This window comes from Antribacter soli (assembly GCF_021568775.1).
Taxonomy (GTDB): domain Bacteria; phylum Actinomycetota; class Actinomycetes; order Actinomycetales; family Cellulomonadaceae; genus Antribacter; species Antribacter soli.
Map to the genome: position 1 here is coordinate 113436 of NZ_JAKGSG010000046.1, position 15212 is coordinate 128647.

Consider the following 15212-nt stretch of genomic DNA (forward strand, 5'->3'; position numbering starts at 1 on the left):
CGCCGCGCCGCGCTGTGAGTCAGCGTGGTGCGACGGCTGGACCGTGACGGATTCTACGTCGCTCCCGGCACTTTCTTGACCATGCCGCAAGCACACAGGGCCGACAGCGCGAGTGCGCTGCCGGCCCTGTGCCAGTCTCAGTCCTCCGAGACGGAGCCGCCGGCCGCCAGGATCTTGTCCTTGGCGGACGTGGAGACGCGGTCGACCGCGATCTCCAGCTTGACGGTGATCTCGCCCGTGCCGAGCACCTTCACCGGCTGGCCCTTGCGGACCGCACCCTTGGCGACGAGGTCGGCGACGGTGACAGAGCCACCCTCGGGGTAGAGCGCACCGAGCTTGTCCAGGTTCACGACCTGGTACTCGACGCGGAACGGGTTCTTGAACCCGCGGAGCTTCGGGAGGCGCATGTGCAGAGGCATCTGCCCACCCTCGAAGCGCTGCGGAACCTGGTAGCGAGCCTTCGTACCCTTGGTACCACGGCCCGCGGTCTTGCCCTTGGAGCCCTCGCCACGACCCACGCGGGTCTTGGCGGTCTTGGCACCGGGGGCGGGACGCAGGTGGTGGACCTTGAGCGGCTGGACCTTGGTCTCAGCAGCCTCGGTCTTCTCGGCCTTCTCTGAGCTCTTGGCCATGATCACTCGACCTCCTCGACGGCGACGAGGTGCGCCACCGTCTTGACCATGCCACGGATCTCCGGACGGTCCTCCTTCACGGCGGTGTCGCCGATCCGCTTGAGGCCCAGGGTCCGCAGCGTGTCACGCTGGTTCTGCTTGCCGCCGATGGCGGACTTGAGCTGGGTCACCTTGAGACGAGCCATCACGCACCAGCCTTCGCACCAGCAGCCTCGGCACGGCCGGCAGCCTGGGCGCGCAGGAGCGCGGCCGGGGCCACGTGCTCCAGCGGCAGGCCACGACGCGCCGCGACAGCCTCAGGCTGCTCGAGGCCGCGCAGGGCAGCCACCGTGGCGTGCACGATGTTGATCGCGTTGGACGAGCCGAGCGACTTGCTCAGCACGTCGTGGATGCCGGCGCACTCCAGCACGGCGCGCACCGGACCACCGGCGATCACGCCGGTACCCGGCGAGGCCGGACGGAGGAACACGACACCGGCAGCGGCCTCGCCCTGAACGGGGTGAGGGATGGTGCCCTGGATGCGAGGGACGCGGAAGAAGCTCTTCTTCGCCTCCTCGACACCCTTGGCGATCGCCGCGGGCACCTCCTTGGCCTTGCCGTAGCCGACGCCCACGGTGCCGTCACCGTCGCCCACCACGACCAGCGCGGTGAAGCTGAAGCGGCGACCACCCTTGACGACCTTGGAGACGCGGTTGATCGTCACCACGCGCTCGACGAAGGCGCTCTTCTCCGCCTCGCGGCGGTCGTTGCGACGATCGTCGCGGCGACCGCGACGCTCCCCGCGCTCGTTGTTGTTCTCGTTGGCGGCACCCTGGGGGGCGCCGGTGCGCTGCCCTGCAGCCATCAGAGAGTCCTCTTCTTCCGTGCGATGTAGGTCGTCACAGGGCCAGACCGCCCTCACGAGCCCCGTCGGCGACTGCCGCCACGCGACCGTGGTACTTGTTGCCGCCGCGGTCGAACACGACGGAATCGACACCGACCGCCTTGGCACGCGCGGCGACGAGCTCGCCGACCTTGCGGGCCTTGGCCGTCTTGTCACCGTCGAACGTACGCAGGTCGGCCTCGAGGGTCGAGGCGGACGCCACGGTCTTGCCGACCGTGTCGTCCACGATCTGCGCGACCATGTGGCGCGACGAGCGGCTCACGACGAGGCGCGGACGAACCGGGGTGCCGGTGATCTTCTTGCGAAGGCGGAGGTGACGACGCTGACGAGCGACGGCCTTGCCCTTGCCCAGGATCTTGATAGCCATCGTCACTTACCAGCCTTTCCGACCTTGCGGCGGACGACCTCGCCGGCGTATCGCACGCCCTTGCCCTTGTACGGCTCGGGCTTGCGGATCTTGCGGATGTTCGCTGCGACCTCGCCGACCTGCTGCTTGTCGATGCCCGACACCGAGAACTTGGTGGGGCTCTCGACGGCGAACGAGATGCCGGCGGGCGGCGTCACGACGACAGGGTGGCTGAAGCCGAGGGCGAACTCGAGGTCCGAGCCCTTCGCGGCCACGCGGTAACCGGTGCCGACGATCTCGAGCTTCTTCTCGTAGCCCTGCGTGACACCGGCGACGATGTTCGCGAGGAGCGTGCGGGTGAGGCCGTGCAGCGCACGGGAGTTGCGCTCGTCGTTCGGACGGATCACCACGAGGGTGCTGTCCTCCTGCGAGACGGTGATGGGGGTGGGCACCGTGTGCTCCAGGGTCCCCTTGGGGCCCTTGATGGTCACGAGCGCACCACTGATGGTGACGTCCACGCCGGCGGGGACCGGAACGGGGATCTTGCCGATTCGAGACATGGCGTTATCTCCTTTCCGGATTACCAGACGTAGGCGAGGACTTCGCCGCCGACGCCCTTGGCCTGGGCCTGCTTGTCGGTCAGGAGGCCGGAGGACGTGGACAGGATCGCCACGCCGAGGCCGCCGAGGACCTTGGGCAGGTTGGTGGACTTGGCGTAGACGCGCAGGCCGGGCTTGGAGACGCGGCGGACGCCCGCCAGGGCGCGCTCACGGCTCGGGCCGTACTTCAGCGAGATGGTGAGAGTCTTGCCCACCTGGGCGTCCTCCACCTTCCAGCCGACGATGTAGCCCTCGGCCTGCAGGATTTCGGCAATGTGCGACTTCAGCTTGGACGACGGCATCGTGACCGTGTCGTGGTGCGCCGAGTTCGCGTTCCGCAGACGGGTCAGCATGTCTGCGATCGGGTCGGTCATAGTCATCGGGCTCTTGCCCTTCCTCGCCGGGGTATCCGGGCGGTTCGGTGGGGTGATGTCCTCACCGCGCCGCCCGGACCTGCGACGTAGTTGTTACCAGCTGCTCTTGGTGACGCCCGGGAGCTCGCCACGGTGGGCCATCTCCCGCACGCAGATCCGGCACAGGCCGAACTTGCGGTACACGGAGTGCGGACGACCGCACCGCTGGCACCGGGTGTAGGCGCGGACCGCAAACTTGGGCTTGGCGGCCGCCTTGTTGACAAGGGCCTTCTTCGCCATGTCAGTCCTCCTTGAAAGGGAAGCCGAGACGGCGCAGCAGGGAGCGGCCCTCGTCGTCGGTCGTCGCCGTCGTCACGACCGTGATGTCCATACCGCGGACACGGTCGATCTTGTCCTGGTCGATCTCGTGGAACATCGACTGCTCCGTGAGACCGAAGGTGTAGTTGCCGTTGCCGTCGAACTGCTTCGGCGACAGGCCGCGGAAGTCGCGGATACGCGGCAGCGCGATCGACAGCAGGCGGTCCAGGAACTCCCACATGCGGTCACCGCGGAGGGTGACGTGGGCGCCGATCGGCATGCCCTCGCGCAGCTTGAACTGCGCGATGGACTTGCGAGCCTTGGTGACCTGCGGCTTCTGACCGGTGATAGCGGTCAGGTCGCGGATCGCGCCCTCGATCAGCTTGGAGTCCTTGGCGGCGTCGCCCACACCCATGTTGACGACGATCTTCGAAAGACCGCCGACCTGGTGGACGTTCTGGTGGCCGAACTCCTCCAGCAGCGCCGAGAGGATCTCCTCGCGGTACTTCTGCTTGAGACGCGGCAGGGCCGGGGCCTCGATGGTGGTCTCGGTCATCAGATGTCCTTCCCGGAGCGCTTGGCCACGCGGACACGCACCGTCTTCTGGCGGCCGTCACGCTCGACCTGCTCGCTGCGGAACCCGACCCGGGTGCCCTTCTTGGTCTCCGGGTCGACGACCATCACGTTGCTCACGTGGATCGGCGCCTCGACCGTCTCGATGCCGCCCGTACGGGTACCGCGCTGCGACTCGCCCACCTTGGTGTGCTTGGTCACGCGCTGGACACCCTCGACGACCACGCGGTCGGAGTCCTTGAGCACCTCGAGCACGCGGCCCGTCTTGCCCTTGTCGCGACCGGCGATGACGATCACCTGGTCGCCCTTCTTGATCTTCGCCATGGTCAGAGCACCTCCGGAGCCAGCGAGATGATCTTCATGAACCGCTTGTCACGCAGCTCGCGGCCGACAGGGCCGAAGATGCGCGTGCCACGCGGCTCGCCGTCGTTCTTGAGGATCACGGCGGCGTTCTCGTCGAACTTGATGTAGGAACCGTCCGGACGACGACGCTCCTTGACGGTACGGACGACGACGGCCTTGACCACGTCGCCCTTCTTCACGTTGCCGCCCGGGATCGCGTCCTTGACGGTAGCGACGATGACGTCGCCGATTCCGGCGTAGCGACGCCCGGAACCACCGAGAACGCGGATGCAGAGGATCTCCTTGGCACCCGTGTTGTCAGCGACCCGGAGTCGCGACTCCTGCTGGATCATTGAGTGAACTCCTGTCGTCGAGCCGGTTCTCGCTTCGCGAGCCTTGCCGAACGGATATCTGAAGTGTGTGGTCCTGGTGGGCGGGGCTCCGCCGGGGCGATGCCCCGCCTTCCAGGACCGGAGGTGTTACTTGGCCTTCTCGAGGATCTCCACCAGGCGCCACCGCTTGGTCGCGGACAGCGGGCGGGTCTCCATGATCACGACCAGGTCGCCGATGCCGGCGGTGTTCTGCTCGTCGTGCGCCTTCACCTTGTTGGTGCGGCGCATGACCTTGCCGTAGAGGGGGTGCTTCACGCGGTCCTCGACCTCGACGACGATGGTCTTCTCCATCTTGTCGCTGACGACGTAGCCGCGACGCACCTTGCGGGTGCCGCGCTCGACGGCCTCGGTGGTGTTCGTGTTGTCGCTCATTCCAGCCTCACTCGCTCACGCTCGGAGCCGTACGGATACCGAGCTCGCGCTCGCGCAGGATCGTGTAGATCCGCGCGATGTCGCGACGCACGGCCTTGAGTCGGCCGTGGCTCTCCAGCTGGCCCGTGGCCGACTGGAAGCGGAGGTTGAAGAGCTCCTCCTTGGCCTTCTTCAGCTCGGCGACGAGACGCTCGTCGTCGAAACCGTCCAGATCGGCGGGCGCCAGACCCTTCGTACCCACAGTCATCAGCTCACACCACCCTCGCGCACCACGAAACGGCACTTCATCGGGAGCTTGTGGATCGCGCGGCGCATGGCCTCGCGAGCCAGGGGCTCCGGGACACCGGCCAGCTCGAAGACGATGCGGCCGGGCTTGACATTGGCGACCCACCACTCCGGGGAGCCCTTACCGGAACCCATGCGGGTCTCGGCGGGCTTCTTCGTGAGGGGGCGGTCCGGGTAGATGTTGATCCAGACCTTGCCGCCACGCTTGATGTGGCGGGTCATGGCGATACGAGCCGCCTCGATCTGACGGTTGGTGACGTACGCCGGCTCGAGAGCCTGGATGGCGAAGTCGCCGAACGCGATCTGGTTGCCACCCTTGGACGCGCCGTGGCGGTCCGGGTGGTGCTGCTTGCGGTGCTTGACCCTGCGCGGGATCAGCATGGTCAGGCCTCCGTTCCGGTCTCAGCGGCCGGAGCAGCCGGAGCCTCCGCCACGGGGGCGGGAGCCTCGTCGGCACGCTCGGCCGGACGCTCGGTACGACGACCGCCACCGCGACGCTCGCCGCCACGCTCGCCACCGCGCTCACCGCGGGGGCCACCACGGCCCTGGCGCGGAGCTGCAGTTGCCTGCTGCGCGGCGAACTCCTTCTCGGTCATGTCGCCCTTGTAGATCCACACCTTCACGCCGATACGGCCGAAGGTGGTGCGAGCCTCGAAGAAGCCGTAGTCGATGTTCGCGCGGAGCGTGTGCAGCGGCACACGGCCCTCGCGGTAGAACTCCGAACGGCTCATCTCGGCGCCGCCGAGGCGGCCGGCGACCTGCACGCGGATACCCTTGGCGCCCGCGCGCTGCGCGGACTGGATGCCCTTGCGCATGGCGCGACGGAAGGAGACGCGGCTCGCAAGCTGCTCGGCGATGCCCTGAGCGACGAGCTGTGCGTCGATCTCGGCGTTCTTGACCTCGAGGATGTTGAGCTGGACCTGCTTGCCCGTGAGCTTCTCGAGCTCGCCGCGGATGCGGTCGGCCTCGGCGCCTCGGCGGCCGATCACGATGCCCGGACGCGCCGTGTGGATGTCCACGCGGACGCGGTCGCGGGTGCGCTCGATCTCGACCTTGGAGATGCCGGCCCGCTCGAGACCGGTGCTCATGAGCTTGCGGATCTGGACGTCCTCACGGACGTAGTCGCGGTACCGCTGACCAGGCTTGGTGCTGTCGGCGAACCAACGCGACCGGTGGTCGGTGGTGATGCCGAGGCGGTACCCGTGCGGGTGAACCTTCTGCCCCACTATCGGGCCCCTTCCTTGTCTGCTCGCGGCGCCACGACCACGGTGATGTGGCTGGTGCGCTTGAGGATCCGGTTCGCGCGGCCCTGGGCGCGCGGACGGAACCGCTTGAGGGTCGGGCCCTCGTCCACGAACGCAGCAGCCACGACGAGGTCACCCTCGTCGAAGCGCTCGCTCGCGCGGTCGGCCTTCACCCGGGCGTTCGCGATTGCGCTCTCCACGACCTTACGGACGGGGTCGCTCGCGGCCTGCGGTGCGAACTTCAGCACCGCGACGGCCTCGGCGGCCTGCTTGCCACGGATGAGGTCCACGACGCGCCGGGCCTTCTGGGGCGTGACACGGACGAACCGCGCCTGCGCCTTGGCTTCCATTGCTGTCCTGCCTTCTTGTCTCTTGACAGTCGGGGCGTCACTCGGCTGTGCGGTGGGCGTCAGCCCTCCGCTCAGCGGCGACGGCCCTTCTTGTCGTCCTTCACGTGGCCGCGGAAGGTCCGCGTGGGAGCGAACTCGCCGAGCTTGTGACCGACCATCGACTCGGTGACGAACACCGGGACGTGCTTGCGGCCGTCGTGCACGGCAAAGGTGTGACCGAGGAAGTCGGGCGTGATGACCGACCGACGGGACCAGGTCTTGATAACAGTCTTGGTCCCCTTCTCGTTCTGAACGTCCACCTTCTTCTGGAGGTGGCCGTCGACGAAGGGGCCCTTCTTCAGGCTACGAGGCATCTGTCAGGCTCCTATCAGCGCTTCTTGCCGGTGCGGCGACGGCGGACGATCATCTTGTCGCTCGCCTTGTTCGGACGGCGCGTACGACCCTCCGCCTGACCCCACGGGCTCACCGGGTGGCGGCCACCAGAGGTCTTGCCTTCACCACCACCGTGCGGGTGGTCGATCGGGTTCATGGCGACACCACGGACGGTCGGGCGCTTGCCCTTCCAGCGCATGCGGCCGGCCTTGCCCCAGTTGATGTTCGACTGCTCGGCGTTGCCGACCTCGCCGACCGTCGCGCGGCAGCGCAGGTCGACGTTGCGGATCTCGCCGGACGGCATGCGCAGCTGCGCATACGGGCCGTCCTTTGCGACGAGCTGCACCGACACACCGGCCGAGCGGGCGATCTTCGCGCCGCCACCGGGACGCAGCTCGATGGCGTGGATGACCGTACCGGTCGGGATGTTGCGCAGCGGCAGGTTGTTGCCGGGCTTGATGTCGGCGCCGGCTCCGGCCTCGACAACGTCACCCTGCGACAGCTTGTTCGGCGCGATGATGTAGCGCTTCTCGCCGTCCGCGTAGTGCAGGAGCGCGATGCGCGCCGTGCGGTTGGGGTCGTACTCGATGTGCGCGACCTTGGCGGGCACGCCGTCCTTGTCATGACGACGGAAGTCGATGACACGGTAGGCGCGCTTGTGACCGCCGCCCTTGTGACGCGTCGTGATGCGGCCGGAGCTGTTGCGGCCACCCGTCTTGCTCAGCGGGCGGACCAGCGACTTCTCGGGCTGCGAGCGCGTGATCTCGACGAAGTCGGCGACGCTGGCGCCGCGGCGGCCGGGCGTCGTCGGCTTGTACTTACGGATTCCCATGGAAACCTGTCCTCAATCGTCTCTCGTCCGGCTCAGCCGACCGGACCACCGAAGATGTCGATCGTGCCCTCGCGGAGGGTGACGATCGCACGCTTCGTGTCCTTGCGCTTGCCGAGGCCGAAACGCGTGCGACGCGTCTTGCCCTTGCGGTTGATCGTGTTCACCGAGTCGACCTTGACGCCGAAGACCTGCTCGATCGCGATCTTGATCTCGGTCTTGTTGGCACGCGGGTCCACGATGAAGGTGTACTTGCCTTCGTCGAGGAGCCCGTAGCTCTTCTCGGAGACGACCGGCGCGAACAGGATGTCGCGCGGGTCCTTCGTCACGGCGGTCACTTGGCGGCCTCCTCGGCGGTGTCGGCCTCGGTCTCCGTGGCGACTGCCTTCGCGCCCTTGGCCGGGCCCGCGATGAACGCGGCGAGCGCGCCCTCGGTGAAGACGACGTCGTCGGAGACGAGCACGTCGTAGGTGTTGAGCTGATCGGCGACCAGCAGGTGCACCTCGGCCACGTTGCGCAGCGACTTGATCGTCACCTCGTCGGTCCGCTCCGTCACGACGAGCACGTTCGCGCGGGGGGACAGCGACTTGAGGGTGGCGACGGCGGTCTTGGTCGACGGCACGCCCTCGACACCGAAACCGGCGACGACGTGCACGCGACCCGCACGGGCGCGGTCGGAGAGGGCGGCACGCAGGGCGGCAGCCTTCATCTTCTTCGGGGTGCGCTGGTCGTACGAGCGCGGCTGCGGGCCGTGGACGACGCCACCGCCGGCGAACTGCGGAGCACGCGTCGAACCCTGACGGGCGCGGCCGGTGCCCTTCTGCTTGTACGGCTTGCGGCCACCACCGGACACCTCGCCACGAGTCTTCGTGGAGTGCGTGCCCTGGCGCGCCGCAGCGCGCTGCGCGACGACGACCTGGTGGATCAGCGGAACGTTCAGTGCGACGTCGAACACCTCGGAGGGGAGCTCGGCGGTGCCGGTCTTCTTGCCCTGGGCATCCAGGACGTCGACGGTCTGAGCGGCCATCGGTGTCACGCTCCCTTCGCGGCGGTACGCACGACGACGACGCCACCCTTGGGGCCGGGAACTGCGCCCTTGACGAGCAGCAGACCCTTCTCGGCGTCGACCGCGTGAACGGTCAGGTTCTGGGTGGTCTGACGGACGTTGCCCATCCGACCGGCCATCCGCACGCCCTTGAACACGCGCGACGGCGTCGAAGCGCCACCGATCGAGCCCGGCTTGCGGTGGTTGCGGTGAGAACCGTGGGAGGCGCCCACGCCGGCGAAGCCGTGACGCTTCATGACGCCGGCGGTGCCCTTGCCCTTGGTGGTACCGATGACGTCGACCGTTGTGCCGGCCTCGAAGGCGGCAGCCGTGATCTCCTGGCCGAGCGTGAACTCGGCGACGTTGCTGGTACGGATCTCAGCCACGTGACGGCGCGGCGTCACGCCGGCCTTCTCGAAGTGGCCCTTGAGGGGCTGGGTGACCTTGCGGGGGTCGATCTGGCCGTGCGCGAGCTGTACAGCCGCGTAGCCGTCGACGTCCTCCGTGCGGATCTGGGTCACGACATTCGTGCCGACGGCGACCACGGTCACGGGCACGAGGCGACCGGCCTCGTCCCAGAGCTGGGTCATGCCGAGCTTCGTGCCGAGCACCGCGGTCACGTTCGTCTGCTGGTTGGTCATGATGTCCTCCAGCCTCAGAGCTTGATCTCGATGTTCACGTCCGCCGGCAGGTCGAGCCGCATGAGCGAGTCGACGGCCTTGGGCGTGGGGTCGATGATGTCGATGAGCCGCTTGTGCGTGCGCATCTCGAAGTGCTCGCGGCTGTCCTTGTACTTGTGAGGCGACCGGATCACGACGAAGACGTTCTTCTCCGTCGGCAGCGGCACCGGACCCACGACCGTCGCACCAGCGCGAGTGACCGTGTCGACGATCTTGCGCGCCGAGCTGTCGATCACCTCGTGGTCGTAGGACTTGAGCCGGATGCGGATCTTCTGTCCCGCCATGGCGTCGTCTGACTCTCTCTCTCGAACCGCTACTGTCCGACCCCCGCGCTCGGGCGTGTCGCTTAGTGCGACATAACCATGCACGCATGAGGCCGTTGGGAAGTGATCCGCCCGAAGGCCGACCACGACGTTTGCCGAGCCTGCTCGGAACAGTGGTCTCCAGAAGCTGGAGAACGCGTGCTCCGCGGGGCGCCTTCTGCGCGCGTCGACAGTTGGACACAAAACCCCGCGATCCCTCCTCGGGAGGGAGACCGCCCAGCCCAGCGACCTCAGGTCGGGACTGCGGTTCAGCACACTGTTCGACACAAGAAAGAGCGCGCCCGTGACAGGCAACTGTGCAATCTTGCCACATCGTTCCGCGGAACTCCAACGGAGCCGGTGTGACCCCTGACGCAACTGCAACTTCTTGGCTCCCGCCGGCCCAGATCGACCGGACCCTGCGGGAATGCAGCGGGGCCCGGGTGCCTGTCGGCACCCGGGCCCCGCCGTCAGAGACCTAGCTCAAGATCACTTGAGGATCTTGGTGACACGGCCGGAACCGACCGTGCGGCCACCCTCGCGGATGGCGAAGCCGAGGCCCTCCTCCATGGCGATCGGCTGGATCAGCTCGACCGTCATCTCGGTGTTGTCGCCGGGCATGACCATCTCGGTGCCCTCGGGCAGCGTGATGACGCCGGTGACGTCCGTGGTCCGGAAGTAGAACTGCGGACGGTAGTTCGAGAAGAACGGGTTGTGACGGCCGCCCTCCTCCTTGCCGAGGATGTAGACCTGCGCCTCGAACTGCGTGTGCGGGGTGATCGAGCCCGGCTTCACGACGACCTGGCCGCGCTCGACGTCCTCGCGCTTGATGCCACGGAGGAGCAGACCGGTGTTGTCGCCGGCCTGGGCCTGGTCCATCTGCTTGTGGAAGGTCTCGATGCCCGTGACCGTGGTCTTCTGCGGGGTACGGATACCGACGATCTCGACGTCCGAGTTCAGGTCGAGCGTGCCACGCTCCACCTTGCCCGTGACGACGGTGCCACGACCCGTGATCGTGAAGACGTCCTCGATCGGCATGAGGAACGGCTTGTCGAGCTCGCGCAGCGGCTCCGGCACGTTCTCGTCCACGGCCGTCATCAGCTCGAGGACCTTCTCGGTCCACTCGGGGTCACCCTCGAGGGCCTTGAGGCCCGACACGCGCACGACCGGCGCGTCGTCACCGTCGAAGCCCTGCGAGGAGAGGAGCTCGCGCACCTCCATCTCGACGAGCTCGAGGATCTCCTCGTCGTCGACCATGTCGGACTTGTTGAGGGCCACGAGCAGGTAGGGCACGCCGACCTGACGGGCGAGGAGCACGTGCTCGCGCGTCTGGGCCATCGGGCCGTCGGTCGCGGCGACCACCAGGATCGCGCCGTCCATCTGGGCGGCACCGGTGATCATGTTCTTGATGTAGTCGGCGTGACCCGGGGCGTCGACGTGCGCGTAGTGGCGCTTCGGCGTCTCGTACTCGATGTGCGCGATGTTGATCGTGATACCGCGCTGCTTCTCCTCCGGCGCAGCGTCGATCTCGTCGAAGTTGCGCTGGACGTTCGCCGGAAGCTCCGGGTACTTGTCAGCGAGCACCTTCGAGATCGCCGCGGTCAGCGTCGTCTTGCCGTGGTCGACGTGACCGATCGTGCCGATGTTGACGTGCGGCTTGGTCCGCTCGAACTTGGCCTTAGCCACTGGGGTCCTCCTGGGACTTGGGTAGATGTTCCGAACGTTGCAGATGTTCGGCCAAGAAGCCTACAACTGCGGGGCGTTGCGGGTATTCCTACAGGTTGATGGTTGTGCGGGTCGTCGACCTGTGGGGACTCACTCGCCCCGGGTCTTCTTGATGATCTCTTCGGCAACGTTCCGAGGAACCTCGGCATAGCTGTCGAACTGCATCGAGTACACGGCGCGGCCCTGGGTCTTGGACCGGAGGTCACCGATGTACCCGAACATCTCGCTCAACGGTACGTGGGCACGGACGACCTTGACACCGGTGGCGTCCTCCATGGACTGGATCATCCCACGACGCGAGTTGAGGTCGCCGATCACGTCGCCCATGTACTCCTCGGGCGTGCGCACCTCGACGGCCATGACGGGCTCGAGGAGGACCGGGTCGGCCCGCCGCACGCCCTCCTTGAGCACCATCGAGCCGGCGATCTTGAACGCCATCTCCGACGAGTCGACCTCGTGGTAGGCGCCGTCGAGCAGCGTGGCCTTGATCCCGACCAGCGGGAAGCCGGCCAGAACGCCCTGCTGCATGGCCGACTGGATGCCGGCGTCGACGGACGGGATGTACTCACGGGGGATGCGCCCACCGGTCACGGCGTTGTCGAACTCGTAGAGCTCGCCCTCGGACGTGTCCAGGGGCTCGAAGGTCATGAGGACCTTCGCGAACTGCCCCGAGCCACCCGTCTGCTTCTTGTGCGTGTAGTCGATCTTCTCCGCCTTGCGACGGATCGTCTCGCGGTACGCGACCTGCGGCTTGCCGACGTTCGCCTCGACCTTGAACTCGCGACGCATGCGGTCGACGAGGATGTCGAGGTGGAGCTCGCCCATGCCGCCGATGACGGTCTGGCCGGTCTCGTCGTCCAGCCGCACGCGGAAGGTCGGGTCCTCCTCGGCGAGCTTCTGGATCGCGGTCGACAGCTTCTCCTGGTCGGCCTTCGTCTTCGGCTCGATCGCCACGTCGATGACGGGCTCCGGGAAGGTCATCGACTCGAGGACCACCGGGTTCGCCTGGTCGCTCAGGGTGTCACCGGTGGTGACGTCCTTGAGTCCGATGAACGCGTAGATGTGACCGGCGGACGCGCTGTCGACCGGGTTCTCCTTGTTCGCGTGCATCTGGAAGAGCTTGCCGATGCGCTCCTTCTTGCCCTTGGTGGCGTTGAGCACCTGAGCGCCCTGGTCCACCTTGCCGGAGTACACGCGCACGTAGGTCAGCTTGCCGAAGAACGGGTGCGTGGCGACCTTGAACGCCAGAGCCGCGAACGGCTCCGAGGCGTCCGGGTGACGCTCGATGACCTTCTCCGGGTCCTTGACGTCGTGGCCCTCGGTCGCTGGGACGTCGAGCGGCGACGGCAGGTAGTCGACAACGGCGTCGAGCATGGGCTGCACGCCCTTGTTCTTGAACGCCGAGCCGCACAGGACCGGGAAGGCCTCCGAGGTGATGACGAGCTTGCGGATGCCAGCCTTGATCTCCGCGATGGTGAGGTCCTCGCCGCCCAGGAACTTCTCGAGCAGGACATCGTCGGTCTCGGCGACCGCCTCGACGAGCTCGGCGCGGTAGCGCTCCGCCTTCTCGACCATGTCGGCCGGGATCTCCTCGACCTCGTACTCCTCGCCGAGCTTCGTCTCGCCGCGCCAGACCAGAGCCTTCTGCTCGATCAGGTCGACGACGCCGATGAAGTCGCCCTCGGAGCCGATCGGCAGCTGGATGACCAGCGGCTTCGCCTTCAGGCGGTTGATGATGGTGTCGACCGTGAAGTAGAAGTCGGCACCCAGCTTGTCCATCTTGTTGACGAAGCAGATGCGCGGGACGTTGTACTTGTCGGCCTGGCGCCACACCGTCTCGGACTGCGGCTCCACGCCCTCCTTGCCGTCGAAGACGGCGACGGCGCCGTCGAGCACGCGCAGGGAACGCTCGACCTCCACCGTGAAGTCGACGTGGCCGGGGGTGTCGATGATGTTGATCTGGTTGTTGTTCCAGAAACAGGTCGTCGCGGCCGACGTGATCGTGATGCCGCGCTCCTGCTCCTGCTCCATCCAGTCCATCGTCGCGGCACCCTCGTGGACCTCACCGATCTTGTAGGTGATGCCGGTGTAGAAGAGGATGCGCTCGGTGGTCGTGGTCTTGCCGGCATCGATGTGGGCCATGATGCCGATGTTGCGGACCTTGTTCAGGTCGGTCAGCACGTCGAGTGCCACGGTGTGTTACCCCTTGGTCTGTGGGTGCGGGCCCGCGCACGGCCCCGGAGGTTGCCCGGGGCCGCGCGGGAGCGACTACCAGCGGTAGTGCGCGAAGGCCTTGTTGGACTCGGCCATCTTGTGCATGTCCTCGCGGCGCTTGACCGCGGCACCGAGACCGTTCGAGGCGTCGAGGATCTCGTTCATGAGGCGCTCGGTCATGGTCTTCTCACGACGGGCGCGCGAGTAGTCCGTGAGCCAGCGCAGCGCGAGCGTCGTGGAGCGCGCGGGGCGCACCTCGACCGGCACCTGGTAGGTCGCGCCACCGACACGGCGGGAGCGGACCTCGAGCGCCGGGCGGACGTTCTCGAGCGCGCGCTTGAGGACGACGACCGGGTCGCCGTCCGTCTTCGAGCGGACGCCCTCGAGGGCGCCGTAGACGATCGCCTCGGCGGTGGACTTCTTGCCGTCGAGCAGGACCTTGTTGATCAGCTGCGTGACGACCGGGGACCCGTACACCGGGTCGACGATGAGCGGCCGCTTCGGGGCCGGACCCTTACGAGGCATCAGGCCTTCTCCTTCTTGGCGCCGTAGCGGCTGCGAGCCTGCTTGCGGTTCTTGACACCCTGGGTGTCGAGCGCGCCGCGCACGATCTTGTAGCGAACGCCGGGGAGGTCCTTCACACGGCCGCCGCGCACGAGCACGATCGAGTGCTCCTGCAGGTTGTGGCCGACACCGGGGATGTACGCGGTGACCTCGACCTGGGACGAGAGCTTCACACGGGCGACCTTGCGCAGGGCCGAGTTCGGCTTCTTGGGGGTGGTGGTGTACACGCGCGTGCACACCCCGCGCCGCTGCGGGGAACCCTTGAGGGCCGGGGTCTTCGACTTCCCGGCCTTCGAGGTCCGCCCCTTGCGGACGAGCTGCTGGATCGTAGGCACTACGTCTCCGTCTGTTCGAGCTTGAGGGGAGTCCGTAGCCGGTCTCCCCGTCGTGGTTGTGGCTTGTGCGTGCCGACAGCACGCGGCACCCACAGCCCCCGCGGGGACCGCATTCGCCACTTACCACCGGCTCGATGGTCCGGGTCCTCGCACCGCGGCAGATGCCAGCGGAGGGAGTCACCGGAATGCCCGCACACTCACATCGGCCGCTTCCGCCGGCCGCTTCGCAGCGGCTTCCGGAGGTGCGGCCCGACGGCGCGGGCACGGTTTCCAAGGCTACCCGCGCGTTCGCGGGCGGTCAAAACAAATGGCTGTGAGTTGCCCGACGCCGGAGGCGTGGTCACCTCTCGCACGGGGGTCACCCCGCACGGGTTGTGCCGAAGGGAGTCGGGGGGGGGGGGGGGGGGGGGGGGGGCGCCGGGGGGGGGGGAGGGGGGGGGGGAAGAAGTGTCGTGAT

The 15212-nt window shown here is 67.4% G+C and carries 25 protein-coding genes; all 25 read right to left on the reverse strand.

What is annotated here, in order from left to right; genetic code table 11:
• Positions 1–137: 137 nt before the first annotated feature.
• The 25 genes from rplO to rpsL all read right to left on the reverse strand — a co-directional run bounded on the left by rplO (position 138) and on the right by rpsL (position 14755).
• Entirely contained in the window at positions 138–632 is a 495-nt protein-coding gene (gene rplO / locus L1785_RS17365; RefSeq protein ID WP_236090542.1) for a 50S ribosomal protein L15, read from the reverse strand.
• A 2-nt stretch (positions 633–634) separates the two neighbouring features.
• Entirely contained in the window at positions 635–817 is a 183-nt protein-coding gene (gene rpmD, locus L1785_RS17370; RefSeq protein WP_236090543.1) for a 50S ribosomal protein L30, read from the reverse strand.
• Positions 817–1476, reverse strand: coding sequence for a 30S ribosomal protein S5 (gene rpsE / locus L1785_RS17375; RefSeq protein ID WP_236090544.1), 660 nt, complete (start codon positions 1474–1476; stop codon positions 817–819). The genes rpmD and rpsE overlap by 1 nt, the downstream gene beginning before the upstream one ends.
• A 34-nt stretch (positions 1477–1510) precedes the next feature.
• Positions 1511–1882, reverse strand: coding sequence for a 50S ribosomal protein L18 (gene rplR / locus L1785_RS17380; RefSeq protein WP_236090570.1), 372 nt, complete (start codon positions 1880–1882; stop codon positions 1511–1513).
• Between the two features lie 2 nt (positions 1883–1884).
• Positions 1885–2421 (reverse strand): 50S ribosomal protein L6, encoded by a 537-nt coding sequence (gene rplF, locus L1785_RS17385; protein ID WP_236090545.1) that lies wholly within the window; start codon positions 2419–2421, stop codon positions 1885–1887.
• Positions 2422–2441: 20 nt separating this feature from the next.
• The gene (rpsH, locus tag L1785_RS17390) at positions 2442–2840 is read right to left on the reverse strand and encodes a 30S ribosomal protein S8 (RefSeq protein ID WP_236090546.1); all 399 of its coding nucleotides are present in this window, start codon (positions 2838–2840) and stop codon (positions 2442–2444) included.
• Positions 2841–2927: 87 nt separating this feature from the next.
• Positions 2928–3113 (reverse strand): type Z 30S ribosomal protein S14, encoded by a 186-nt coding sequence (locus L1785_RS17395; protein WP_125773599.1) that lies wholly within the window; start codon positions 3111–3113, stop codon positions 2928–2930.
• A gap of 1 nt (position 3114) precedes the next feature.
• On the reverse strand, positions 3115–3687 hold the full coding sequence (rplE, locus tag L1785_RS17400; protein WP_283250197.1) for a 50S ribosomal protein L5: 573 nt from the start codon (positions 3685–3687) through the stop codon (positions 3115–3117).
• Entirely contained in the window at positions 3687–4028 is a 342-nt protein-coding gene (rplX, locus tag L1785_RS17405; RefSeq protein WP_236090547.1) for a 50S ribosomal protein L24, read from the reverse strand. The genes rplE and rplX overlap by 1 nt, the downstream gene beginning before the upstream one ends.
• A 2-nt stretch (positions 4029–4030) precedes the next feature.
• A complete protein-coding gene (gene rplN / locus L1785_RS17410; RefSeq protein ID WP_236090548.1) occupies positions 4031–4399 on the reverse strand; it encodes a 50S ribosomal protein L14 in 369 nt (122 codons plus the stop codon).
• Between the two features lie 126 nt (positions 4400–4525).
• Positions 4526–4810, reverse strand: coding sequence for a 30S ribosomal protein S17 (gene rpsQ / locus L1785_RS17415; protein WP_236090549.1), 285 nt, complete (start codon positions 4808–4810; stop codon positions 4526–4528).
• Positions 4811–4817: 7 nt separating this feature from the next.
• Positions 4818–5057: a 50S ribosomal protein L29 gene (gene rpmC / locus L1785_RS17420; RefSeq protein WP_236090550.1), complete on the reverse strand. Its 240-nt coding sequence runs from the start codon at positions 5055–5057 to the stop codon at positions 4818–4820.
• Positions 5057–5476 carry a 50S ribosomal protein L16 gene (gene rplP, locus L1785_RS17425; RefSeq protein WP_236090551.1) on the reverse strand — a complete coding sequence of 140 codons (420 nt, stop codon included), beginning with the start codon at positions 5474–5476 and terminating at the stop codon, positions 5057–5059. Before rplP ends, rpmC begins: the two co-directional genes overlap by 1 nt.
• A 2-nt stretch (positions 5477–5478) precedes the next feature.
• The gene (gene rpsC, locus L1785_RS17430; RefSeq protein WP_236090552.1) at positions 5479–6321 is read right to left on the reverse strand and encodes a 30S ribosomal protein S3; all 843 of its coding nucleotides are present in this window, start codon (positions 6319–6321) and stop codon (positions 5479–5481) included.
• Positions 6321–6689 carry a 50S ribosomal protein L22 gene (gene rplV / locus L1785_RS17435; RefSeq protein WP_236090553.1) on the reverse strand — a complete coding sequence of 123 codons (369 nt, stop codon included), beginning with the start codon at positions 6687–6689 and terminating at the stop codon, positions 6321–6323. The genes rpsC and rplV overlap by 1 nt, the downstream gene beginning before the upstream one ends.
• Before the next feature lie 71 nt (positions 6690–6760).
• The gene (gene rpsS / locus L1785_RS17440; RefSeq protein ID WP_236090554.1) at positions 6761–7042 is read right to left on the reverse strand and encodes a 30S ribosomal protein S19; all 282 of its coding nucleotides are present in this window, start codon (positions 7040–7042) and stop codon (positions 6761–6763) included.
• A gap of 14 nt (positions 7043–7056) precedes the next feature.
• On the reverse strand, positions 7057–7893 hold the full coding sequence (gene rplB / locus L1785_RS17445) for a 50S ribosomal protein L2 (protein ID WP_236090555.1): 837 nt from the start codon (positions 7891–7893) through the stop codon (positions 7057–7059).
• 32 nt (positions 7894–7925) lie between these two features.
• A complete protein-coding gene (gene rplW, locus L1785_RS17450) occupies positions 7926–8228 on the reverse strand; it encodes a 50S ribosomal protein L23 (protein WP_236090556.1) in 303 nt (100 codons plus the stop codon).
• A complete protein-coding gene (gene rplD, locus L1785_RS17455) occupies positions 8225–8917 on the reverse strand; it encodes a 50S ribosomal protein L4 (protein ID WP_236090557.1) in 693 nt (230 codons plus the stop codon). Before rplD ends, rplW begins: the two co-directional genes overlap by 4 nt.
• Positions 8918–8922: 5 nt before the next feature.
• Positions 8923–9576, reverse strand: a complete 654-nt coding sequence (rplC, locus tag L1785_RS17460) for a 50S ribosomal protein L3 (protein ID WP_236090558.1) — start codon at positions 9574–9576, stop codon at positions 8923–8925.
• A gap of 14 nt (positions 9577–9590) precedes the next feature.
• The gene (gene rpsJ / locus L1785_RS17465; protein ID WP_019146773.1) at positions 9591–9899 is read right to left on the reverse strand and encodes a 30S ribosomal protein S10; all 309 of its coding nucleotides are present in this window, start codon (positions 9897–9899) and stop codon (positions 9591–9593) included.
• A 507-nt stretch (positions 9900–10406) separates the two neighbouring features.
• On the reverse strand, positions 10407–11603 hold the full coding sequence (gene tuf / locus L1785_RS17470; protein ID WP_236090559.1) for an elongation factor Tu: 1197 nt from the start codon (positions 11601–11603) through the stop codon (positions 10407–10409).
• 129 nt (positions 11604–11732) lie between these two features.
• Positions 11733–13835, reverse strand: a complete 2103-nt coding sequence (gene fusA, locus L1785_RS17475; protein WP_236090560.1) for an elongation factor G — start codon at positions 13833–13835, stop codon at positions 11733–11735.
• Between the two features lie 75 nt (positions 13836–13910).
• Positions 13911–14381 (reverse strand): 30S ribosomal protein S7, encoded by a 471-nt coding sequence (rpsG, locus tag L1785_RS17480; protein WP_236090561.1) that lies wholly within the window; start codon positions 14379–14381, stop codon positions 13911–13913.
• The gene (gene rpsL / locus L1785_RS17485; protein ID WP_236090562.1) at positions 14381–14755 is read right to left on the reverse strand and encodes a 30S ribosomal protein S12; all 375 of its coding nucleotides are present in this window, start codon (positions 14753–14755) and stop codon (positions 14381–14383) included. Before rpsL ends, rpsG begins: the two co-directional genes overlap by 1 nt.
• Positions 14756–15212: the final 457 nt, after the last annotated feature.